Source organism: Vagococcus sp. AM17-17 (genome assembly GCF_003471765.1).
Taxonomy (GTDB): domain Bacteria; phylum Bacillota; class Bacilli; order Lactobacillales; family Vagococcaceae; genus Vagococcus; species Vagococcus teuberi.
On sequence record NZ_QRJY01000001.1, the window covers coordinates 251,030 to 273,184 of the forward strand.

Genomic DNA, 22,155 nt, shown 5'->3' on the forward strand with positions numbered 1-22,155 from the left:
GTAAAATAATGACTGACCTTAAGGAGGATACAACGTGAAAACTATTTCGTTATTTATATTAGCCTACTTGTTAGGCTCGATACAATCGGGGGTTTGGATTGGCAAGATCTTTTACCATAAAGATATTAGAGAATTTGGTAGTGGTAACACTGGAACGACTAATACTTTCCGTGTACTGGGAAAACGTGCCGGAACAGCCGTTTTATTTATGGACATACTAAAAGGAACGGTAGCAACGAGTTTACCGATGTGGTTTGGTTTATCAATTGACCCATTGTGGTTTGGTGTTGCAGCTATTTTTGGACATACATTCCCAATATTTGGCCATTTCAAAGGTGGCAAAGCCGTTGCGACAAGTGCAGGGATGTTATTAGCCTATTCACCAACATTTTTTATCTATTCAGCTAGTCTGTTTGTTTTATTCTTGTTTTTAACGAGTACAGTGAGTTTAGCTAGTATGATTAGTGCCATTATTATTACAATCTCTACTATATTACTACCAATTTATGCACCATTTGTTTTAGCAGAACAGAACTGGTTATTAACCACACTGGCTGTGGCGATTACGCTATTTATTATTTTACGTCATAAAGATAACATTAAACGTATTAAATCAGGTACAGAAAGCAAAATAAATTTTGGTTTAAGAAAAACAAAAAACCGTTAGACTCCATGGTTAGTCTAACGGTTTTACATTTTCTATTAAAAATGTAAATTATGCTTCTTTAGTCATAACGTCTTTTCCATCATAATGACCACATGAAGGGCACACATGATGAGATTTTCTCATTTCACCACAGTTGCTACAAGCTGTTAAACCTGGTGCAGACAATTTGTAATGAGTACGACGTCTATTTTTACGAGCTTTTGACGTTTTTCTTTTTGGTACTGCCATTTAGATACACCTCCCTACTAACTTAAATACGTGACAAGTCACATATATTCCAATCCTACTGCTCATCTTCCTTGAAAAAGTCAGATAATTTAGCAAGACGAGGATCAATGGTTGATTGTGTTTCAGATTCTAACTCTTCGATAATATCATCTTCTGAAACAACTTGCCAAAAGTCTCCTTTTGGTAATTCTGTTGATTGCTTTTCTTCTTCTGTTAAGACTTGTAATGGTAAATTTAGTAGGATAAAGTCTTCAATTGCTTCTGTTAAATCAATCAAATCTTTTTCCAATACAATTATCAAGTTTTTATCATCTTCTGGTACATCTTTCAATGCATCATACTGCCTTGGTGTCATATATTCTTCATCAATGATGAGGTCTAGTGGCAACTCAACAGGTTCAAGCGAACGAGATGATGGTACAGTAAGAATGGTTTCAACCGTCATATGAGCGTAATAACCCAACTCATCAACTTTTAAAAACCCATTTACTTTAATCGGAGAAATATCAATAATAGATGGTTCTCTTTGTTCTAAAGAGGCGTTTAAATCAATCGTTTCTTCAAAATCAACTTGACTTCCACGAAACTTATTTAGTTCTGATAAAGCCCACTTCATTCTATCACTCCTTAAGCAACAAAAATAATTATACTAGTCTGTAATCCCTTTGTCAATCAGTTTTTGATAACAGACTGACGTTAAAACTCGTTATCTAAACGACGGTTCTCACCAATCATGGTGATTTGTTTTGAGAGGTACTTGATTCGCTCCATAATCCTCTTAGCTTTAAGCGGCTCATCGTCTCCTTTTTGTGAGAAGCGTAGATGCTCTTCTTCGAGTTGTTTCATGTCTAGATTAGATGAGAAAAACGTTGGTAATTTTTCTTGCATACGGTACTGTAAGATAACACCCAGTATATCGTCTCTTATCCATGTACTCATCGAATCTGCTCCAATATCATCTAACATTAGGATAGGTGTTTTTTTTACACTATCTAGTTTAGAAGCCACACTGTCATCTTTGATTGATTGTTTCATTTCCACACAAAACGTTGGGAAATGTAAAATTGTACTCTTCACGCCTTTGATTGCTAAACTATTTGCAATTGCACCTAATAAATACGTTTTTCCGACGCCAAAAGTTCCATACAAATATAAACCTTGATGAAATTCTTTAGGATTGTCTAGATAATCATTCATAAATGTAATAGAAGCACTTAATGCTTCTTTTCGCTCAGAGGTAATGTTGAACGAATCCAAGGAAGCATCTTTAATGTCTTTAGGCATGGAAATGGCATTTACCCTATTACGAACTGTTTCGTATTCTTTTTTGCGAATCAATTCCTCTGTCGGTACATACGTTACATCAATAAAGTGATGATTTAAAAACAATTTTGGTTCATAGCCAGGAGCAATCATAGAAGCATCATTGGTTAAAAATTTTTCTTTTTCTTTTACATATTCATAAAGCTTTGCTGAGCTTTTTAAAATATCTTCATCAGATAAATACTCTCTATTTGATGCGATAAATTCTTGTACATCTTTATCTTTTTGTACAACTTCCATCAGTTGAATTAATCGATCGTTAATATTTTGGTTATTCACCGTTCGATTTAAATGCTGGTTTATGTGTTTCATGATGATCCACCACCTTGATTAAATTGTTTGAGTTGCGCCTCTAGTTTCTTCAACTCATCTCCTGCTAAAGGTGTTTCTTTTCTCACAGTAGCACTACTTGCCCATTCTGGTAAGGTTTCTTTTCTAGCAGGTTGTTTTGTGTAGTTTCGATTATATGTTTTCTTCACTTTTTTATTTTCAGACTCTTTTTTAAAGTTCTTTACTTGAATGAGTGCTGCAGATGCCGTTGTAATCTTATGCTGTGACCAGTCATTGGCTATAGTATTTACCATATTCTGGTTTAAAGATGAATTACCCAAAACAACTAAACAATAGTGTATCAACATGTTAATAACCTCAACAGGTAAGTTTGACTGTTTCTTCAAGTTTTCTATCGTCCACCGTTCATTCTGTGAGACAAACCCGTTTTTCTGATCTTTAATTGATTTCAAAAATACAAGTGGGGGAATCTTCTCACAAGAGACGATAACATCAATCTCTTGTTGAGTGAATCCTTGATGTTTTAAATCATTTTTATGTCGGCTAAGTTGTTCGTCACTATTTATCGTTGGTTGAGCTTGTACCGTATTTTGTCCAGTTGGCTTTTTAGCTTGATGATACGTCTTATAGATACGTCTCTTAAACTCTTTGACATCAACTTGATTAGTCACATAGTCCAAACAATACTTAACATGATTAATCATATCAAGTTCATTAATGCCATATAACCCATGAACCGTTAAAATAATTGGTTTAAACTCATTAACTAAGAACGATTCATCAATATTTAATCCAGCCAAACTATCAAAGAAAAAATCCCAATCAAATGTTTTTGGCTCTATTTCAGGTTTTTTACCCACAGGCGCTTCTTTCATTTGTTGCGTCGTGTCTGATAAAAGTTCGTTGGCTTGTACCAAACGTTCTGATGCAATATGAAATACCTCAACATAACTACTTGTTACATCTGTGTATTCAGATAAATCAAGTTTTTCCGGTTTAAATAATTCCACTAAGTAATTAAATCGATCTTCACCTACTCTATCTAATAACAACAAACATAGTGTCTCATCAGATAAAAAAACTTGTGGAGATAATATATTGTTAAGAGAGTAGATATAATGATACCCCTCATCTTTTTTTCGGACATATGTTTTTAATAACCCAATTGCTTCAAGTCTAGTTCTTGCTTGATACAATTCTTGAAGCCCGTTATTCATCATATCTTGTAAAATAAAATGCCTGGTTGGTTTTTTAAAACTGTCTTTGTTAATGATTAAATTATGATACAACACTAACGCATTACCACCAACAATTGGTTGATACAGTAGGTTTAAAACACGTGTATCTTCTCCATTTAACAAGCTACAGTAATGTACCTCAAATGTATCTTTAGGCTTTAAATGGGGCTGTGTTTTAGTCACCTATTCTCACATCACTTTCTCTATCTATTAATCTACTTGCTCTTTATCAATAATTTCTTGTAACTCTTTCAAAAAGACACTCATATCTTTAAACTGACGGTAGACACTGGCAAACCTTATATAAGCTATCTCATCAAGATTAACTAGTTCTTCCATTACAAACTCACCAATTAAATTCGTTGAGACTTCGTTTTCTCCGATACTTCGAATCCTATTTTCAACTTTCTCAACAACTTGTTCCATTTGATCCATTGACACTGGACGTTTTTCCGCTGATCGGACTAAGCCTCTTAATATTTTTTCACGATTAAACTCTTCTCTTGCACCATTCTTCTTTACTACAAGCAATGGCGACACTTCTATGCGTTCAAACGTTGTAAAACGAAAGCCACAATCTTCACATTCTCTCCTACGTCTAATAGCACGATTGTCATCTGCTGGACGACTATCTACCACTCGCGATCCACTATAGTGACATCTTGGACATTGCATTTCTTTTCACCTCTTCTTTAAAGACGTCTTGATAGACTAAATAGTAGGACTATTATAACATGTAATACTGCTGTTGGTATAGATAAACAATTTTCTAGAAATTCCTTACTCAAATATTCATCACACTTTTTCGACTCTTTTCAGGATATTTTATGACTATTCATGAATTTTTTCACCAAAAAAAAGCAATTTTGAAGTCACTTGTAAAAAAAGTTTGATTTTCTCGCAAATCGTGTGACAGATTGTCACTTTAGGTGTAAGATACAGTCGTAATAAAAATTTAAGTGAGGTGTTTTAAGTGACAAACACAACAGCAGCACAACCAAAAACAGTGAAACACAAATGGTGGGCATTAGCGATTTTAGCCTTATCTGTTTCATTAGTTGTTATTGACGGAACAATCGTCAATGTATCTATTCCAGTTATTATGAAAGATTTAAAATTATCCTTTACCGATGCTGAGTGGATTATCACGCTATATTCTTTAATTTTTTCTTCCCTTTTGATTACAATGGGACGCATCGCCGATAATTTCGGACGAAAAAAAATGTTGATTATAGGGATTGCCATCTTTTTAGTAGGATCTATTATGGCAAGTTTCTCTAAAGATATCACCTTTATGTTAGCAGCCCGTTCAATTCAAGGTTTAGGTGGGGCAACAGTTCTTCCAACCACATTATCCGCTGTTAATTCACTCTTTTTCGGTAAAGATCGGATTGTCGCTTTTGCCGTATGGGGTTCTGTGATTTCTGGTATGGCAGCGATTGGACCATTACTTGGTGGTTATTTCACCACTTACATGACATGGCATTGGATTTTCTGGATTAATTTACCTATTGGGTTATTTATTATTTTAGCGTCATTAAAATATTTACCAGAAACATATGGCGAAAAAATGACAAGCGGGTTTGACTTTTTTGGATTTATTTTATCAACTATCGGCTTAATTTTATTAGTATTTGGTATTATTGAAGGCCGTAATTATGGTTGGTGGCATGTAAAAGGCGATCACCCAACACTCTTTAACTTATCCATTATCCCAACGTTACTTGTTGTAGGAGCTCTTTTCTTTGCATTATTCTTAGTTTGGGAAGCTCATTTGATTAAAAATAAAAAATCTCATTTACTTGATTTATCTTTATTCAAATTCAAAAGTTTTTCATTGGGAAATACGATTGCTGGGATTGTGGCAATTGGTGAATCAGGATTACTATTCCTATTGCCTTTATTCTTACAAAACATCTTAACATTAAGTCCAATTAAATCAGGTGCAATTTTAGCAATGATGGGACTTGGTGCATTCTTAGCTGGCGGGATGGCGTCATTTATCGTTGAGAAAACATCGTCATCATTTGTTGTGTCACTTGGTTTATTCTTAGAAACACTTGGCTTTTTTGGATTCTTTAAAACGGTTGATCCAAATAATGGCTTAACATGGATTATTGTCTGGTTAGTAGTTTATGGTATTGGGTTAGGTTTTGCTTCTGCTCAATTAACCTCTATCGTCTTAAAAGACGTGCCACCTGCTCAATCTGGTCAAGGATCAAGTATCCAATCAACTGTTCGTCAAATTGGTTCTGCTTTAGGGATTGCGATTATCGGAACAATTTTTGGATTACAATTACAACATGATATCCCACATACTTTAGATAATGTTGGCCTACCAACACAAGTCCAAAAATCACTTGAATCAAGTGTTATTGGTAGTGCCGGTTCTTCTATTAGAGTATTAAAACAATCTAATCCAGAAGAGTGGCACTTAACAAAAGATATTCAAAATGATATCGTTAAAAAATTAGACAATAATTTTACTAATAGTGTGGTCAAAACAATTGGTATTGCATCAATCATTATGTTAATTAGTTTTGTTTTAACGTTCGGTTTATATAAACGAAAAAACAACGCAACAAAATAAAAAAAGAAATCACCTGAAAAGATTATTCAGGTGATTTTTCTTTTATAATTGTATCAAACCAAGTTTGTACTTGTTTCAGTGTTTCATCTATTCGTCCACTATTATCAATCACCACATCAGCCCGTGATTTCTTTTCTTCTAGGCTCATTTGGCTGTCAATTCGTTTAATCGCATCATTTTCTTTGAGATGATCACGAGCCATCAAACGTTTTAGCTGAATGTCTCTTGGTACATAGCAAACCATAACATCATCCACTATTTCGTCATAACCACCTTCATATAAAAGTGGAATATCAAGAACGATGAGTGACGGATCAGATTTTTTACAAAGTTCAATCATTTCCAAAATACGCGTACGAATTTCATCAGACAAAATATGATTGAGTAATGCTCGTTTGGCATCATCATTAAAAATAATCGTTCCTAATTTTTTTCGATCTAACGTGCCGTCTTCTAACAACACATCTTTACCAAAGTGTGACACAATCTTTTCTAGTCCTGGTTTTCCTAGTTTAACGACTTCTCTTGCGATAATATCTGCGTCAATAACTGGAATATTTTTTGATCTAAACATTTGCGTAACGGTTGATTTTCCGGAAGCAATGCCTCCTGTTAAGCCTAATAAATACGTCATGCTCATCCTCCTAATCGTGTGTGACTTGACAAACTGGACAAAAATGCGTACCTCGTTGGGCAACTTTTATTTTTTCGATTGAATGGCCACATCGCTTACAAGGTTCCCCTTGCTTGCCGTATGCCGATAAATACACTTGGAAATGCCCAGCATCTCCTAAGGCATTTTTATATGTTCGAATCGTCGTACCACCAGCCTCAACAGCTGTAGCAAGTACGTCGATAATCGCTGAATGTAGTGCATCAACTTCTGTTTTGGTTAATTTCGAAGCGACTTGTTCTGGGTGAATACATGACTGATACAATGCTTCGTCTACATAAATATTTCCTAATCCTGTCACAAGCGTTTGATCGAGTAATAAAGGCTTAATTGCACGATTTTTTTTCTTCAGTTGTTCTCTAAATACTTCTAAATCAAAATCTGGTACCACTGGCTCAGGTCCAAGTTTTTTAATTCCTTTATACTCTTCACCAAGACCTTTTGGCTCAAGTGATAAACGACCAAATTTTCTGACATCTAAATAGCGCAACTCTGTCCCATCAGTAAACTGAAAACGGACATGCGTGTGTTTTTGAATGTCGTCTGTTTGATTATGATATTCAAACTTTCCTTCCATTCGCAAATGGCTAATCATATCATTTTGACTTAGTTTAAATATTAGAAATTTTCCTCGTCGGTCGACGTCTAATATTTTTTGACCAACAAGTGTATGAATAAAATCATCTACTTCAGGAGACTCGACAATTTTTCCCCAGTCAACAATCACATTGTTTATTTCTTTATCTTTAACAAGTTGGACAAGACCTTTTCTGACCGTCTCAACTTCTGGTAATTCAGGCATTGGTTCTACCCCTTTAAGTTATTTTGCATCATACCATGTGTCACCATAACTACTATCTGCTCTTAATGGCACAGATAACTCAACAGCATGGTTCATTGTGTCTTCAACTAATTTTTGTAAAGCTGGAATTTCTCCTTCTGGAGCTTCAAAGACCAACTCATCGTGTACTTGTAACAGCATGGTTGCTTGCATGTTTTCTTCTTTCAAGCGTTTGTTGATTTTAATCATCGCAATTTTCAAGATATCAGCAGCACTACCTTGAATTGGTGTGTTAATCGCTGTTCTTTCAGCAAATGAACGCAAATTAAAGTTTCTAGCATTAATATCTGGTAAGTAACGACGGCGATGGTATAATGTTTCAACGTATCCTTTATCTTTTGCCTCACGTACAATATCTTCCATATACGTCTTAACGCCTGGATACATAGTAAAGTAGCGGTCGATAAATTCTTGTGCTTCTTTTCGTGTAATTCCTAAGTTTTGCGATAAGCCGTAATCACTAATACCATACACAATCCCAAAGTTAACAGCTTTTGCTTGACGACGCATGTTACTGTCGACATCCTCAGCCTTTTCTATGCCAAAGACACGCATTGCAGTACTAGAGTGGATATCTAACCCTTCAATAAAGGCTTCTTTTAAATGTTCATCATCTGAAATAGCGGCTAAAACTCGTAACTCAATTTGAGAATAATCTGAAGCGAATAATTTCCATCCTTTTTCACGTGGGACAAATGCTTGACGAATTTTACGTCCTTCTTCCAATCGGATTGGAATATTTTGTAAGTTCGGATCAACTGAACTTAGTCGACCTGTTTGTGTCAATGTTTGAATATAACGTGTGTGAATTTTATTATCCTCAAAAATCACTTTTAGTAACCCTTCAACATAAGTTGATTGAATTTTAGCAAGTTGGCGATATGATAAGATACTCTCAATAATCGGCGACTCACCTTTTAATTTTTCTAACACATCGACTGCTGTTGAGTAACCTGTTTTAGTTTTCTTAATCACTGGCAAGCCCATCTTTTCAAATAAAATGACGCCTAATTGTTTCGGTGAGTTAATATTAAACTCTTCTCCTGCAATCTCATAAATTGTTTGATCGATTTCACCTAATCTCTCAGCAAACTCGCCCTTCATTTCTTGCAGACGACTGGCATTAACTGTGATGCCCTCGATTTCCATATCAGCTAAAATCAGCGCAATTGGTAACTCAATATCATAAAACAGGTCTGACTGATTTTTATCATCTAAGTCTGTCATGATTGTTTCATAAAGCACATCAATTGCCACAACTTTACGAGCTAAATGCTGATACAATGTATCAACTGATTCAGGTAACCCTTTTTTTGCTCCTTTTCCGTAAACCACTTCATCACGGTCCACATCATAATAATCATAGAAATGAGCAATTTGGGCCAAGTCTTCACTATTGTTTGTCGAATCAGCCAAGTAAGCAGCTAATAACATATCAAACTTGATATCATTGAGTTTAATACCATAACGATTTAGTGCCACATATTGTCGTTTTGCATCGAATACTTTTTTAGTTTTTTCATTATCTTCCAACCACTGAATCATCAATGGATGTGACAATAACTCAATATCATCTGACACATATACTTTTTCTTTGTTACCAAACGCAACACCCACAATTGGTGAAGTATGATAGTTTTCACCCAACATCTCAACATATAAGGACATATCTGATTCAAACATGTCTTCAGTTATTTCAGAAATCACTTCGTAATGAATGGCAACTTTCTCTACTAAATCACTTTCAACATTGCTTGTATCAAGTTTTGCTAAAAAGGAATTAAAATCCATTTCTTTATAAAATGGTATCAATTTTTCTAAATTTTTTCCATCATAAGCTAAATCATCTAATGTCATATCAAGTGGTACATTGGTGTCGATAGTGGCTAATTTTTTACTTAAGAAGGCAATGTCTTTTTCATTGATAAGATTTTCTTTCATCTTACTTTTCTTCATCTCATCGACATGTTCATAGACACCTTCGACTGTGCCGTATTCTTTTAATAACTTAATCGCTGTTTTTTCACCGATTTTAGTCACACCTGGAATATTATCCGCCTGATCTCCAGCTAAACCTTTCATGTCAACAATTTGTGGTGGAGTTAAGCCATATTTTTCCATAATATGTTCTGGTGTGTAGCTTTCAATTTCACTGACACCTTTTACTGTAACATCAACCGTCGTATACTCACTTGCTAATTGGGTCAAATCTTTATCGCCAGATAAAACAACGACGTCTACGTCTTGTGAGCCATATTTTGTCGCAAGAGTTCCAATGATATCATCTGCTTCATAATTATCTAATTCAAAATGCTTCATCCCAAGACCTTCAATTAAGTCTCTTAAATAAGGCATTTGCTCTTTAAATTCACTGGGTGTTTTCGCTCGTCCAGCTTTATAATCGTCGTAAAATGCGTGTCTAAAAGTCGTTTTCCCCGCATCAAATGCCACTAATACGTGTGTTGGTTCTTCTTTTGCTAAAATATTTTCTAGCATATTATTCACCGCATATAATGCGTTTGTATGTAAGCCATTGTTGTTTTTGAAACGTTCCAATGATTGATAGAGTGCATAGAATCCTCTAAATGCAATACTATTTCCATCGACTAATAATAATTTTTTCTTCACCATTATGACACTCCATTTCTGTTCTTCTTTTAATATTCTATCAAATTTTGAGTGCTATTGCGAAATTAAAAAATCGTTGATGGCTTTATTTTTGTCTAGCTGCTTAACTTTTAATTAATTATCTTGTTTGCGATAATAGTTGCTAAATATTATGCCCCATAACAACTCGCAAAGTAAAATAGGCCAACTTGTTTCACTTTCCAAGCATTGGTTGGGCCAGTTTGATTGCTAACTGGTGTTGGTTCTAAAACATAATATGTTGCATTCTCGTCATGTTTAAAAACAGACTCAATATCTGATGTCATTGCTTCTTTTGGAAATCCATATATAAGTACTGTGAATCGTAGTGATTTATCTTAATTGTTATAAATAAATCGAAAACGCCTAAAACGATCATGCTGGATTTAAAATAATTTTTGGTACGTGTACCGCTCTTATATGTCACACGTTTCTTTCGATTATCGGCCTATCTGCTCTACTCCGCATTTTGGCGTACTCGGATTAACATACATTGTCGTGACGTTTACTATTTTTGGTCTGTATACCTTACTTTTAAATCATATTAGACATGTTTTTTAAAAAGACACCACACAAAATATCATCAATAAATCAGCTGGTGCTATTTTAGTATTTTTCGGCATAAAACTAATTTTTTCAGATTAAACAAAAAGACGCAAATTTCGATTGAAATTGCGTCTTTTTACTATCCTATAAAAAAAGTAATGCCTAGTATAACTACAATAGGCGCCACAACAAACACAACTGCTTTCCAGTTTGCTAGATTAATCGTCATACCAATTCCCATTCTTTTTTCTACCCAAAAGGATGGATCTTCCCGATTAAAATAAAACATGCCCCCTTTCCAATATTTATCATCATCGTAACTTGCAGGTGTAGCACTCTCTTGATTTAATCTCGCCCCACTTTGTCCATATATAACCATCAGTCCTATAATAGCTAGAAGCATCAATCCAATGGTAATCATTAATATTTTTGTCATTGTTTTTTCAGTTAGAAATGGAACCACACTTGTCATTTGGATGACAAACATCATAATTTGGACCAACACGGCAATCACTGCTCCCATGTAAGATGACATCTTTCTAAAAGACTGACTCCATTTCACTGACTGCTTGTCCATCACACGTTGTTTCCCACGTTTGTAGGATTCATTGGTAAAACTTAATATAAATACTAATACTAGCTGAATAATAGGTGCAGAATAAATATTTAACCATGTTTTATCAACAATTCGTGTTGGATTGCCTTGAAAATCCCATTGCATGATAATTTTATTCGGGATAATTGTTTGGTTTTTAATGGTAATAACTATTTCAAATGCGATAATAATCAATTGAATTGCAATTAAAATCCACGTTGGAAATATCGACATATTTTCACGGAACGATAAATCAAGTGTTATTTTTTTATTAGGTTGGTAACCTTCAGCAATCATTTTTTCTTTGTAGCGAAGCATACGACGATTGCACACAAAGTAACTCATAATACCATAGACAATTTGACACGAAATAAAAACAGTCATTAAAATACTCAGTACCTCGTCTGTTACTTTAAACCCTCTATCAAACACGACAGACAAAATAATAAATATTACAGTTACAGTCATATTTTGTAAAAAATAGTGTTTCTTTAACTTCGCTATCTCATCATTTTCTTCTGGCATTGTTACACCAAAAACAATCCCACGTTGCGCGATATATGGTGTCATTGCCATAGAAAAACCTAAAAACAAAAGCAATAAACTAATCATCAAAATCATCTGTGTCACATCCTTTCATGACATGTAATCTTGTTTCCATGAGCGCATCAAGATCAATACCAAATATTAAACTATCAATTAATAGCTCATCAATTTTTTGCTGAATTTGTTGACAGTTTTCAACACTTGTTCGAATCACTTCTTTTTCACTTACTTTAAATCCTTTTTTCTCCTGTACCAACACACCTTCATCAACTAAAAGTTTATACGCCTTATTGATGGTGTGCATATTCACCCCAATATCACCAGCTAACGCACGAACGCTTGGCATAGATTGCCCATGAGCTAACTGACCTAAGACAATAGCTCGTTTTATTTGAAATATTAACTGGCTATATATTGGAACCAAACTCTTTGTATCTATTTCTATCACGTTCCATCACCTCTTTGTTATAGTTATAGTATAACAATTTTCGTTCTATGTCAACTATAACAAAAATAAACAGATAAAAAAAGAAGCCCTATAAAGGACTTCTTAAATACGCTTAATCTCTTCCAAAAATTCTTACTAATGCTAAGAATAAATTTACGATATCAAGATATAAACTTAATGCACAGTACACAGCTAAACCTGATGCTGTTTTCGCACCGTTTTCTTGATAGATTAATTTTATTTTTTGATTGTCATACGCAATTAAGCCAGAAAAAATCACGACCATTGAGTATGAAATAAAGTAATCAACTGGTGCACTTTTCAAGAAGAAGATGTTAATCAACGTCGCAATAATAACTCCGATGACTAAACTATATAAAGCATGACCAATCGCACTTAAATCTTTTTTGATAAACACACCAAGCAATGACATACCCACAAACATAATCGCTGTCGTAACAAACGCACGAACGATAGCTTGTTGGTTGTACATAGCAAGGGTAACAGAAATAGTGACACCAGTTAAAGCAGAGTAGGCAATAAACCCAATTAATGATTTTGCAGAGTCATTAAACGCATTTTTCCCAAGATAGACAACCAGCACAAGTTGCGCTATCCACATACCCCAAAATAGTAATGGGTTTCCAAAAATGACTGGTAAAACAGATTCCGCAAATACATTCAGTACTAGATAAGAAATCAAGGCACTAATTCCTAACCCTACTCCTAAATAGCCGTAAACTTTACTATAAAACTTCGCTAAACCTGTTGTATTTTCAATTGTCTGATGTTGTTGATCCATTGACATCTCTCACTTTCTCTTTTGTATTAAGTTCGACAATAACCACTGAATTTAAAATTCGCTCATCGTCATAATCGTAAGCTTTAACAGAAAGAGTCATCGTACGTTTTAATTCATCGATATTAATGATTTCAAAATGGAACGTCAGTGTTTCACCGTGATACACATTTCGAAGTAAATTAAACGTCACGTTCACGATATTCCAGCCAGGACCTGGTAAATGCTTTGAGATATTACTTGATATAATTCCCATCAGCATAATACTAGGGACGATTGGTGCATCATTGATCGTTTCTTCGGCAAATTCTGTTTGGATAAACAATGGGTTAGCATCTTTTGTAAGCCCTAGATAGAGTAATATCTGACTATCTTCAAGCGTTTCTGTGATGCTTAAAATCTCACCTTCATGAAATTCCGTAATAGCTTTAATTTTATTTTTTGATGAGTCGATGGTTATCTCTCCCTTCGTTTGTTATCTTACCATATTTAAAAAACATCACCAACTACATTGTGTTTGGACGTGTACTTCCTAATAAACTTTCATACGCCACTTCAAATTTCTGTACGTCTCCTGCTCCCATAAAAATGACAACAGCATCTTGGTAGTCAAGCAATGGTGACATATTTTCTAATGTAATTAAATCGCCACCTTTAGAAATTTTAACGCCTAAGTCTTCTATTTTAACAGAGCCAACTTCTTCTCTAGCTGATCCAAAGATATCACATAAATAAACATAGTCTGCATGATCAAGAGATTCAGCAAACTCATCTAGTAACGCAATGGTCCTAGTAAAAGTGTGCGGTTGAAATACTGCAATAATTTCTTTATCAGGGTATTTTTGTCTTGCTGCATCAATCGTTACTTTGATTTCAGCTGGATGATGCGCATAGTCATCAACAATGATCATGTCAGACACACGTTTTTCACTAAAACGACGTTTCACGCCACCAAATGTCAACATCTCTTGTGCGACTAATGTCATATCGAATCCTTCAAGATGTGAAATTGCAATGACACTTAACGCATTTAAAATATTATGAACACCATAAGTAGGGACTTTGAATGAACCGATATTACTACCTTTATGTAACACATCAAAAGAAGATCCTTCTGTTGTTCTTTTGATATTCACTGCTTGGAAATCATCTGTATCATTTAAACCATAATAATAAATTGGTACCTTAGTCTTCAAACGACGTAAGTTTTTATCATCTCCAAACGCAATAATGCCTTTTTTGACTTGATTAGCAAATGATTGAAACGCATCAAATACGTCTTCAATGCCATGATAATAATCCGGGTGATCAAAATCGATATTTGTCATGATGGCGTAATCTGGTGAGTATGCTAAGAAATGGCGACGGTACTCACATGCTTCAAAACAGAAAAAATTTGCATTTGGTTCTCCGTGTCCAGTTCCATCTCCGATTAAGTAACTTGTCGGTTCAATACCAGAGAATACATGAGATAGTAAACCTGTTGTGGTTGTTTTTCCATGTGAACCTGTTACAGCAATACTTGTAAAATGTTTAATAAATTCACCTAAAAATTTGTGGTAACGAATCACTGGCAAGCCTTTTTTTAGAGCTGCTTTTATTTCGACATGACTATCAGGAAACGCATTTCCTGCAATAACAACCATATCTTCTTGAATATTTACTTCTTGGAATGGCTCAATAGTAATATTCGCTAACTCAAGTTCTCTCTGAGTAAAAATATATTTTGCTATATCAGAACCTTGTACTTTATAACCTTTTTGATGCAAGATTAAAGCTAAAGCACTCATCCCTGTTCCTTTAATTCCGACAAAATGGTATATTTTGTTTTGTTGCAGTTCCATAAAAAAACTCCTCTATTCATTAATTATCACTAACATGTATTATCTTACAATTAAGAAAACAATTCAATAAAAAATACTTACTTAAATCATTAGATTCTTGTAAGTATTCCCTTAGTCAAAATAATAGTTGTCTAAGTGTTGACTTGATTCATCTTTCATAATGCCTGACAACGATTTTTCTAGTCGATTATTTTTCTTAGATGAACTAGCCAATGTTTCATCAACCATTTCAACTGGATCTATTTCATCCATCAATAGCAGATTTTCTTCTGAGGCTTTTCTCAAGTCTTGAATCAATTGGGAAGAATCGACTTCATTCTTTTTTTCTATCTTATCTTCTATTAGAGAGGCAGGAATATATTTTGGTTTAAAAAGCTCTTGTGAATTCTCACCTGGCAAATGATACGATGATTCAAATGGTTTGCGGCTATTGTATTTTTTACGATACTTTGCTTGGCCATTTCGGTCTGTTTCGTATAATTTATTTGAAAAAGATGATTGTGGTGCTTTATATTCTTGTTCAACCGGTTCTGCGTAGACTTGGTTATTCATTTGTTTAATCGCCACATCTTCGCTATTTAAACTTACATTTTTGTCTACTGACTTTTTAGGAATAGCTTGGGTTGGCGTTACGACTTGTTTTGGTTTTTTGATTTCAACTTTTTGTTGCACCAAACGAGTTGGTTCAGCACGTTCAATTTCAATCTCAGGTAATCCATCCTCACCGAAATACTTTGGTTCTGATACCATCTCAACTGGATCTAAAATCACTTTATCAGCTTGTGAGCTCTCAGAGGTACGATTAGGATTATCTATTGAATGTTGTTGTCTATTTAATTTGACTCCTGTCTCATCATCATAAGCAGGAAATCGAAAATGTTTACGTTTATCTGAAAAATTCATCATTCATCATTCCTTTAAATTCACTTTATTTATTCTAACATACCTCTAGTGATAAAACACTAATTTAACGTTAAATAAATAAAAAGTACAAAGTCTTCACTTTGTACTTTCATTGTTTATTTAGTGGAATAAATGCCATAGAAATGGTATATACACATCTAACAGTGGGGCAAGAATACCAAAAAGAATTAAACTAACACCAAAAATAGATAACACAATACCGCTAACTTTATGCGATTTTTTCAACATATAAAAGATTAATACAACAATAAGAGCAACTACCAATAAAATAGCTAGCTCAACTGAGCCCATATTTAAAGTATTTCCATTCATTAGTGGTTTAATAATTTGAGAATATAAAAACCAAATTAATTCAATCACATAAACAACCAAAAACCCTTTTAATAATAAGCGATATTTATTGTTTGACTGATTATTTGCCATTAATTCACTCCTCCCTTCTACATAGCACAATACGCATTATACCAAACTAAATGGCTTTTGTTAATCTTATTTAACTACCAAACAACAAAAAACTAGCCCTAAGGACTAGTCTAGTGAAAACATTATTTAATAATATACGATTCCATTTCAGGAGTGTTTTCAATTGTATCGGCTACTGGACATGTTTCGTTGATAAAACGCACGTAATCAGCAATTTCTTCGTCTGTGTTGTCTGCATCAATGTAGAAGGTTGATACAATTTTTGAAAAACCAACTTTAGCATTTGGATTTTTACCAGAAAATCCGTCAGTATCTAGCTCCCCTTCTACTTCAACTCGAATAGATTTAAGATTAATTTTATGAAAAGCGGCAAAGCTTTTAGCTACAATGACCTTACAAGCCCCTAATGCACCTAATAACGCTTCCACTGGATTCATTCCAGTATCATTTCCGCCTAGATTTTTAGGTTCATCTAATATAAATTCAAAACCTCTTGATTTTACGGAAACTTGTACTCCTTGAGTATTCTCTGCTACTGTTTTAAATGTTCGAACTGTCATACTAACTTTCTCCTAATCTAATATACCTCTCATGGTATCACAAAATAAGTATTTTTTAACTCAAATGACATTATTTTACTAAAATCCTATCATTTAAAAACGCTCTCAATCCTATTATTTCACTCATCATTACTTTAAAAGAGTAATATAATTGGAAAATAACATAAAAAATCAATATGATTGCTTTATACATACAATGAAACCTATCAGATTAACTAAAAAAAGAAGCCATAATAATCGCTTCTTTTCAATATTAAAGATTAATCAACTAATGCTTTATCATAAATCGTGTAATCACATCGGTAAATAAACAAATATTTTCCATCAATTAAAATCCCCGTACTTTTTGGCACATCCGTTGAATACATTGATACTTTATTTCCAGCATAAGTTGCTAGCGGGGTTCCATTTTGACTTCTTATCAAAATCACTTTGTCTTTTCCTTTAAACGAATTACTAAAATCATTCACCATTGAGTTAATCATTGGCACACTTCTTTTAGTATTGTTGATATCTACTTTGTCAGCATATTCATCAAAAACGTTGGTTAGTCCTTTTTCCTCAATAATCATTGATGAGCCAACATGATGCATTTCATTTTTACCGACAGTAATTTGAATGACACTAGAGTCTTTACTGTCTTCATCTGTATCGAAGGTATTATCCCGTTCAATTTTGACAGATTTTCCTTGAACTTTATCCATCACTTGGCTTTGTTCATCATACGTTCTAACAGTCATCTCTAAGCCTTTAAAACTTTGTTCAAACTGCTTAAAAGAATTCATAATATCTTGGCAACCTGATAACATAATCACTGTTATACTTAATAATCCCACTACTAATAATTGTTTTTTATGTTTCATGATTAGCTCCTCTCCTTACTAAAAAAAAGCAAAGATGATGTAACATCTTTGCTTTTTATTATACTACTCTTCGGTTTGTAATGCAGTAAATGATAATTTACCATCTACTACTTCAATCATGACGTCTGTTTTAGGACCGATTTTTCCAGCCACAATTTCTTTAGCAAGAGGTGTTTCCACTTCTTTCGTTAAGAAACGTTTGATTGGACGAGCACCGTAAATTGGATCGTATGCTTGTTCAGCAATCCAAGTTTTCGCATCCTCAGAGATTGTTAATTTGATATCTTGATGAGCTAAACGTCTTGTTAAGCTTTCAGTCATTTTCACGATGATATCTTTCACATTGTCTAGAGTAAGCGGACTAAACAAGATAGTATCATCAATACGGTTTAGGAATTCTGGTTTGAAGTGACCACGTAACATGTCAAGAACCCCTTCTTTAGCACTCTCAGATACGTTCCCCTCTTCATCTACGCCATCAAGCAATAGTTGAGACCCAATATTACTTGTCATGATTAACACAGTGTTTTTAAAGTCAACGACACGACCTTTAGAGTCAGTCAAACGGCCATCATCTAACACTTGAAGTAAAATGTTAAACACATCTAGATGAGCTTTTTCAATTTCATCAAGTAAAACAATGGTGTAGGGACTTCTTCTTACTGCCTCTGTTAATTGGCCACCTTCTTCGTAACCAACATAGCCAGGAGGAGCTCCGACTAAACGAGACACGCTATGTTTTTCCATGTATTCACTCATATCCAAACGCACCATATGGTCTTCAGAGTCAAACAAGTTTTCAGCTAATGATTTCGCTAACTCTGTTTTACCCACACCGGTAGGTCCTAAGAATAAGAATGAACCAAGTGGACGATTAGGGTCTTGCAATCCGGCACGAGACCGAATCACCGCATCAGATACTGCATCGACTGCCTCATCTTGACCAATCACACGTTTATGGAGTGTTTCGTTTAAGCGTAAGATTTTTTCTCTTTCGCCTTCTTCAAGTCGTTTCACTGGAATACCAGTTAAGCGACCCACAACAACTGCGATTTCTTTTTCAGTTACCACTTCTTGTACCATACGGCCGTCATGTTTTTCTTTTTCTTCTAATTCTTTTAACTCTTTTTCAAGTTTTGGAATTGTTCCATGACGTAATACAGCAGCTTCTTCTAAATCATAGTTGCTTTCTGCATTTTCAAGTTGTGTTCTGGCTTGATCTAACTCAGAACGTTTTTCATTTATTTTATTTAATTCTTCTTTTTCAGTTTCCCATTGCATTTTTAGTGTATTGGCTTCTTCTCTTAATTCAGCCAACTCACCTTGAAGAATGTCTAAACGTTTTTTACTTGCGTCGTCATCTTCTTTTTTAAGAGCCGCTTCTTCAATTTCTAATTGCATTAAACGTCTGGTTACTTGGTCTAATTCAGTTGGCATTGAATTCATTTCCACACGAATAGTCGCACACGCTTCATCGACTAAGTCAATCGCTTTATCAGGTAAGTAACGATCAGTGATGTAGCGGTTAGACAACGTACTTGCAGCGACTAACGCATTATCATGAATGTTTACCCCATGATGAATTTCAAAACGTTCTTTCAACCCACGTAGAATACTAATAGTGTCTTCTACAGTTGGTTCTTTAACTAATACTTTTTGGAAACGTCTTTCTAAGGCTTTATCTGTTTCCATGTATTCACGGTATTCATCAAGTGTTGTTGCCCCAATACAATGCAACTCACCACGAGCAAGCATTGGTTTAAGTAAGTTTCCGGCATCCATACTACCTTCTGTTTTACCCGCACCTACTATTGTATGAATTTCATCGATGAACAAAATAATCTCGCCATCGCTATTTTTGACTTCTTTTAAGACTGCTTTTAGACGCTCTTCAAATTCACCTCTGAATTTCGCCCCAGCAATCAATGATCCCATATCTAATGAGATGATGGTTTTATTTTTTAAGTTTTCAGGAACGTCTTTTTTCACGATACGTTGTGCCAATCCTTCGATGATGGCTGTTTTACCAACACCAGGTTCACCGATTAAAACAGGATTATTTTTTGTTTTACGTGATAAAATACGAATCACATCACGAATTTCTTCGTCACGTCCAATGATTGGATCTTGTTTTCCAGATTTTACTGCTTCATTAAGGTTTGTTCCGTATTTTTCTAGTGCTTCATATTGTTCTTCTTGATTTTGACTAGTCACACGTTCTCCTCCTCTCAAATCTTTAATACGTTCAGTTAGTTCAGCTTCGGTCACTTTTTGTGCCATTAAGAAACGGGTTAAACTAAAGTTTTTAAGTTTCATTAAGGCTAAAACCACTACTTCAGTTGACAAATAGTCGTCATTAAATGATTCTCTAATTTTATCTGCTTCTTGCAATAAGTGAAACAAGTTTTGACTTAAGTTTTGTCCATATTGGACATTTCCACTAACGGTTGGTAATTTATCTAATTCATTATCGACTTCTCTTTCAAATGCATCAACATCTAAACCAATACCGGCATATAAGTTTCTAGCAAAATGATTGGGTTGTAAGAATATTTTCCATAAGTGGACAATATCAATCTCTTGATTTTTTCGAGTGATTGCAACTTGTTGCGCTTCTGCGATTGCTTGTTGCAATGTCGTAGTCATTTTTTCTATATTCATATCATTACCCCCTTATTCTTAACTACAAAATATATTTTACATCATAGGTCAAAATAGGTCAAATAAAAAGACTCGACATCAAACTGATAAGTTTATTCTAATATATATAAGTGATTAAAACCACACTTTTTAGGTCTTTAAAACGACAGTTTTCATCGAAAGACATAAAAAAGACTCGATTATCACCGAGTCTTCAAACTATTTACGATTTTTCTTCATTAAGTTTAACAATTTCTACGATTAAGCTAGTCGCTTTTTCCATGCTTTCAACTGCCACATATTCAAAACGTCCATGCATGTTTTCCCCACCAGCAAAAATATTTGGTGTAGGTAATCCCATGTAAGAAATTTTAGAACCGTCTGTTCCACCGCGTACGGGTGCTTTATTTGGTTCAATGTCTAAATTACGCATTGCTTCGTCTACTAAATCAATGATACTCATATCTTTTTCGATAACTTCACGCATGTTGTAGTATTGGTCAAATAAGTTTAATGACACACGTTCTTGACCAAAGTTGTCGTTAAATTCTTTTACGATGGATTCAAGTAGTGATTTACGTGCTTCAAATTTTTCACGGTCATGATCGCGAATAATGTAAGTCATCGTTGCTTCATCAGGCACACCATCTAATTGTAATAAATGGAAGAATCCTTCATATCCATCTGTTTTTTCAGGAACTTCATCTTGTGGTAATTTATTATGTAAGTCAATGGCTACTTGCAAGGCATTAATCATGGTATTTTTCGCTGTACCTGGGTGAACGTTTTTACCTTCAATTGAAATTTCTGCTTGAGCAGCACTAAATGTTTCAAATTGTAATTCACCAACTGGTCCACCATCCATCGTATAAGCAAAGTCTACTGGGAATTCTTCGACATTAAATTTATCCGCTCCAACACCGATTTCTTCGTCTGGACCAAACGCTACCATGATTTTACCATGTTTAATTTCTGGATGATTCACTAAATATTCCATCGCAGTCATAATTTCAGCAATACCTGATTTATCATCTGCTCCTAAAAGAGTTGAACCATCCGTTGTAATCAATGTTTGACCTTTGTAGTTAGCTAAGTTAGGGAAATCTTTAACGGTTAACTTAAATTTGCCTTCTTTATCTAAAGGAATATCACTTTGACCATCATAATTTTCTACAAATTGTGGGTTCACACCAACTGCATTAAAATCAGCTGTGTCCATATGTGCAATAAATCCAATGCTACGCACGTCTTTGTCTGTATTGCTTGGTAATGTCGCAATCACAAACCCGTTTTCTTCGTTATGGAATACATCTGACATACCAATCTCTTCTAATTCTTTTTTCAACTCTTTGGCAAATGCAATTTGAGTTGGTGTTGATGGTGTTGTCTTGCTTGTTGCGTCCGATCTTGTTTCTGTCTTAACATACTTGATAAATCTTGGTACTAAATTTGTATACATAATTGACACTC

At 34.4% G+C, this 22,155-nt stretch carries 22 protein-coding genes; 2 read left to right on the forward strand and 20 right to left on the reverse strand.

What is annotated here, in order from left to right; translation table 11 throughout:
* The first annotated feature begins 34 nt into the window (after nt 1-34).
* Nucleotides 35-667, forward strand: coding sequence for a glycerol-3-phosphate 1-O-acyltransferase PlsY (gene plsY, locus DW196_RS01250; protein ID WP_118249645.1), 633 nt, complete (start codon nt 35-37; stop codon nt 665-667).
* A gap of 48 nt (nt 668-715) precedes the next feature.
* On the opposite strand, the gene rpmF is transcribed toward plsY, so the two are convergent.
* The 5 genes from rpmF to nrdR form a co-directional block, all read right to left on the reverse strand.
* Entirely contained in the window at nt 716-895 is a 180-nt protein-coding gene (rpmF, locus tag DW196_RS01255) for a 50S ribosomal protein L32 (RefSeq protein ID WP_071456833.1), read from the reverse strand.
* 55 nt (nt 896-950) lie between these two features.
* Nucleotides 951-1,511, reverse strand: coding sequence for a DUF177 domain-containing protein (locus DW196_RS01260; protein ID WP_071456832.1), 561 nt, complete (start codon nt 1,509-1,511; stop codon nt 951-953).
* 80 nt (nt 1,512-1,591) lie between these two features.
* Nucleotides 1,592-2,530 carry a primosomal protein DnaI gene (gene dnaI, locus DW196_RS01265; protein ID WP_118249646.1) on the reverse strand — a complete coding sequence of 313 codons (939 nt, stop codon included), beginning with the start codon at nt 2,528-2,530 and terminating at the stop codon, nt 1,592-1,594.
* Nucleotides 2,527-3,930, reverse strand: coding sequence for a replication initiation and membrane attachment family protein (locus DW196_RS01270; RefSeq protein WP_147408659.1), 1,404 nt, complete (start codon nt 3,928-3,930; stop codon nt 2,527-2,529). Before DW196_RS01270 ends, dnaI begins: the two co-directional genes overlap by 4 nt.
* Nucleotides 3,931-3,957: 27 nt before the next feature.
* Nucleotides 3,958-4,422 carry a transcriptional regulator NrdR gene (gene nrdR, locus DW196_RS01275; RefSeq protein WP_071456829.1) on the reverse strand — a complete coding sequence of 155 codons (465 nt, stop codon included), beginning with the start codon at nt 4,420-4,422 and terminating at the stop codon, nt 3,958-3,960.
* Nucleotides 4,423-4,720: 298 nt separating this feature from the next.
* Here nrdR and DW196_RS01280 point away from each other — a divergent pair, with 298 nt between their 5' ends.
* Complete coding sequence (locus tag DW196_RS01280) at nt 4,721-6,337, forward strand: MFS transporter (protein ID WP_233541897.1); 1,617 nt, start codon at nt 4,721-4,723, stop codon at nt 6,335-6,337.
* A 22-nt stretch (nt 6,338-6,359) separates the two neighbouring features.
* Here the strand turns inward: DW196_RS01280 and coaE are convergent, their stop codons facing one another.
* From coaE to pepT, 15 genes are all read right to left on the reverse strand, one after another.
* Nucleotides 6,360-6,971, reverse strand: a complete 612-nt coding sequence (coaE, locus tag DW196_RS01285) for a dephospho-CoA kinase (RefSeq protein ID WP_118249648.1) — start codon at nt 6,969-6,971, stop codon at nt 6,360-6,362.
* 10 nt (nt 6,972-6,981) lie between these two features.
* Nucleotides 6,982-7,812 (reverse strand): DNA-formamidopyrimidine glycosylase, encoded by an 831-nt coding sequence (mutM, locus tag DW196_RS01290; RefSeq protein ID WP_118249649.1) that lies wholly within the window; start codon nt 7,810-7,812, stop codon nt 6,982-6,984.
* Between the two features lie 18 nt (nt 7,813-7,830).
* Entirely contained in the window at nt 7,831-10,482 is a 2,652-nt protein-coding gene (polA, locus tag DW196_RS01295) for a DNA polymerase I (RefSeq protein ID WP_118249650.1), read from the reverse strand.
* 146 nt (nt 10,483-10,628) lie between these two features.
* On the reverse strand, nt 10,629-10,784 hold the full coding sequence (locus DW196_RS11295; RefSeq protein WP_158563490.1) for a hypothetical protein: 156 nt from the start codon (nt 10,782-10,784) through the stop codon (nt 10,629-10,631).
* A gap of 398 nt (nt 10,785-11,182) precedes the next feature.
* On the reverse strand, nt 11,183-12,259 hold the full coding sequence (locus DW196_RS01300; RefSeq protein WP_118249651.1) for a DUF1648 domain-containing protein: 1,077 nt from the start codon (nt 12,257-12,259) through the stop codon (nt 11,183-11,185).
* A complete protein-coding gene (locus tag DW196_RS01305) occupies nt 12,243-12,632 on the reverse strand; it encodes a GntR family transcriptional regulator (protein WP_118249652.1) in 390 nt (129 codons plus the stop codon). Before DW196_RS01305 ends, DW196_RS01300 begins: the two co-directional genes overlap by 17 nt.
* A gap of 112 nt (nt 12,633-12,744) precedes the next feature.
* On the reverse strand, nt 12,745-13,434 hold the full coding sequence (locus DW196_RS01310; RefSeq protein WP_118250188.1) for a Bax inhibitor-1/YccA family protein: 690 nt from the start codon (nt 13,432-13,434) through the stop codon (nt 12,745-12,747).
* Complete coding sequence (locus tag DW196_RS01315; RefSeq protein WP_071456822.1) at nt 13,409-13,891, reverse strand: MaoC/PaaZ C-terminal domain-containing protein; 483 nt, start codon at nt 13,889-13,891, stop codon at nt 13,409-13,411. The genes DW196_RS01310 and DW196_RS01315 overlap by 26 nt, the downstream gene beginning before the upstream one ends.
* Before the next feature lie 46 nt (nt 13,892-13,937).
* Nucleotides 13,938-15,275 (reverse strand): UDP-N-acetylmuramate--L-alanine ligase, encoded by a 1,338-nt coding sequence (gene murC, locus DW196_RS01320; RefSeq protein WP_118249653.1) that lies wholly within the window; start codon nt 15,273-15,275, stop codon nt 13,938-13,940.
* A gap of 111 nt (nt 15,276-15,386) precedes the next feature.
* Nucleotides 15,387-16,181, reverse strand: coding sequence for a hypothetical protein (locus DW196_RS01325; RefSeq protein WP_147408660.1), 795 nt, complete (start codon nt 16,179-16,181; stop codon nt 15,387-15,389).
* 117 nt (nt 16,182-16,298) lie between these two features.
* Nucleotides 16,299-16,622 (reverse strand): hypothetical protein, encoded by a 324-nt coding sequence (locus tag DW196_RS01330; protein WP_071456819.1) that lies wholly within the window; start codon nt 16,620-16,622, stop codon nt 16,299-16,301.
* 122 nt (nt 16,623-16,744) lie between these two features.
* Nucleotides 16,745-17,182, reverse strand: a complete 438-nt coding sequence (locus DW196_RS01335) for an OsmC family protein (RefSeq protein ID WP_118249655.1) — start codon at nt 17,180-17,182, stop codon at nt 16,745-16,747.
* Between the two features lie 260 nt (nt 17,183-17,442).
* Entirely contained in the window at nt 17,443-18,045 is a 603-nt protein-coding gene (locus DW196_RS01340) for a DUF5052 family protein (RefSeq protein WP_071456818.1), read from the reverse strand.
* 63 nt (nt 18,046-18,108) lie between these two features.
* Entirely contained in the window at nt 18,109-20,706 is a 2,598-nt protein-coding gene (clpB, locus tag DW196_RS01345; protein WP_118249656.1) for an ATP-dependent chaperone ClpB, read from the reverse strand.
* A 202-nt stretch (nt 20,707-20,908) separates the two neighbouring features.
* Nucleotides 20,909-22,144, reverse strand: coding sequence for a peptidase T (gene pepT / locus DW196_RS01350; RefSeq protein WP_118249657.1), 1,236 nt, complete (start codon nt 22,142-22,144; stop codon nt 20,909-20,911).
* Nucleotides 22,145-22,155: the final 11 nt, after the last annotated feature.

Bases quoted from the DNA above. Each gene is read 5' to 3' on its own strand.
- DW196_RS01335 (WP_118249655.1), bottom strand. From the start codon at position 17,182: ATGACAGTTCGAACATTTAAAACAGTAGCAGAGAATACTCAAGGAGTA.
- DW196_RS11295 (WP_158563490.1), bottom strand. From the start codon at position 10,784: ATGACATCAGATATTGAGTCTGTTTTTAAACATGACGAGAATGCAACA.
- polA (WP_118249650.1), bottom strand. From the start codon at position 10,482: ATGGTGAAGAAAAAATTATTATTAGTCGATGGAAATAGTATTGCATTT.
- coaE (WP_118249648.1), bottom strand. From the start codon at position 6,971: ATGACGTATTTATTAGGCTTAACAGGAGGCATTGCTTCCGGAAAATCA.
- DW196_RS01260 (WP_071456832.1), bottom strand. From the start codon at position 1,511: ATGAAGTGGGCTTTATCAGAACTAAATAAGTTTCGTGGAAGTCAAGTT.
- DW196_RS01310 (WP_118250188.1), bottom strand. From the start codon at position 13,434: ATGGATCAACAACATCAGACAATTGAAAATACAACAGGTTTAGCGAAG.
- mutM (WP_118249649.1), bottom strand. From the start codon at position 7,812: ATGCCTGAATTACCAGAAGTTGAGACGGTCAGAAAAGGTCTTGTCCAA.
- clpB (WP_118249656.1), bottom strand. From the start codon at position 20,706: ATGAATATAGAAAAAATGACTACGACATTGCAACAAGCAATCGCAGAA.
- murC (WP_118249653.1), bottom strand. From the start codon at position 15,275: ATGGAACTGCAACAAAACAAAATATACCATTTTGTCGGAATTAAAGGA.
- DW196_RS01300 (WP_118249651.1), bottom strand. From the start codon at position 12,259: ATGATTTTGATGATTAGTTTATTGCTTTTGTTTTTAGGTTTTTCTATG.
- nrdR (WP_071456829.1), bottom strand. From the start codon at position 4,422: ATGCAATGTCCAAGATGTCACTATAGTGGATCGCGAGTGGTAGATAGT.
- dnaI (WP_118249646.1), bottom strand. From the start codon at position 2,530: ATGAAACACATAAACCAGCATTTAAATCGAACGGTGAATAACCAAAAT.
- rpmF (WP_071456833.1), bottom strand. From the start codon at position 895: ATGGCAGTACCAAAAAGAAAAACGTCAAAAGCTCGTAAAAATAGACGT.
- DW196_RS01330 (WP_071456819.1), bottom strand. From the start codon at position 16,622: ATGGCAAATAATCAGTCAAACAATAAATATCGCTTATTATTAAAAGGG.
- DW196_RS01340 (WP_071456818.1), bottom strand. From the start codon at position 18,045: ATGAAACATAAAAAACAATTATTAGTAGTGGGATTATTAAGTATAACA.
- DW196_RS01325 (WP_147408660.1), bottom strand. From the start codon at position 16,181: ATGATGAATTTTTCAGATAAACGTAAACATTTTCGATTTCCTGCTTAT.
- pepT (WP_118249657.1), bottom strand. From the start codon at position 22,144: ATGTATACAAATTTAGTACCAAGATTTATCAAGTATGTTAAGACAGAA.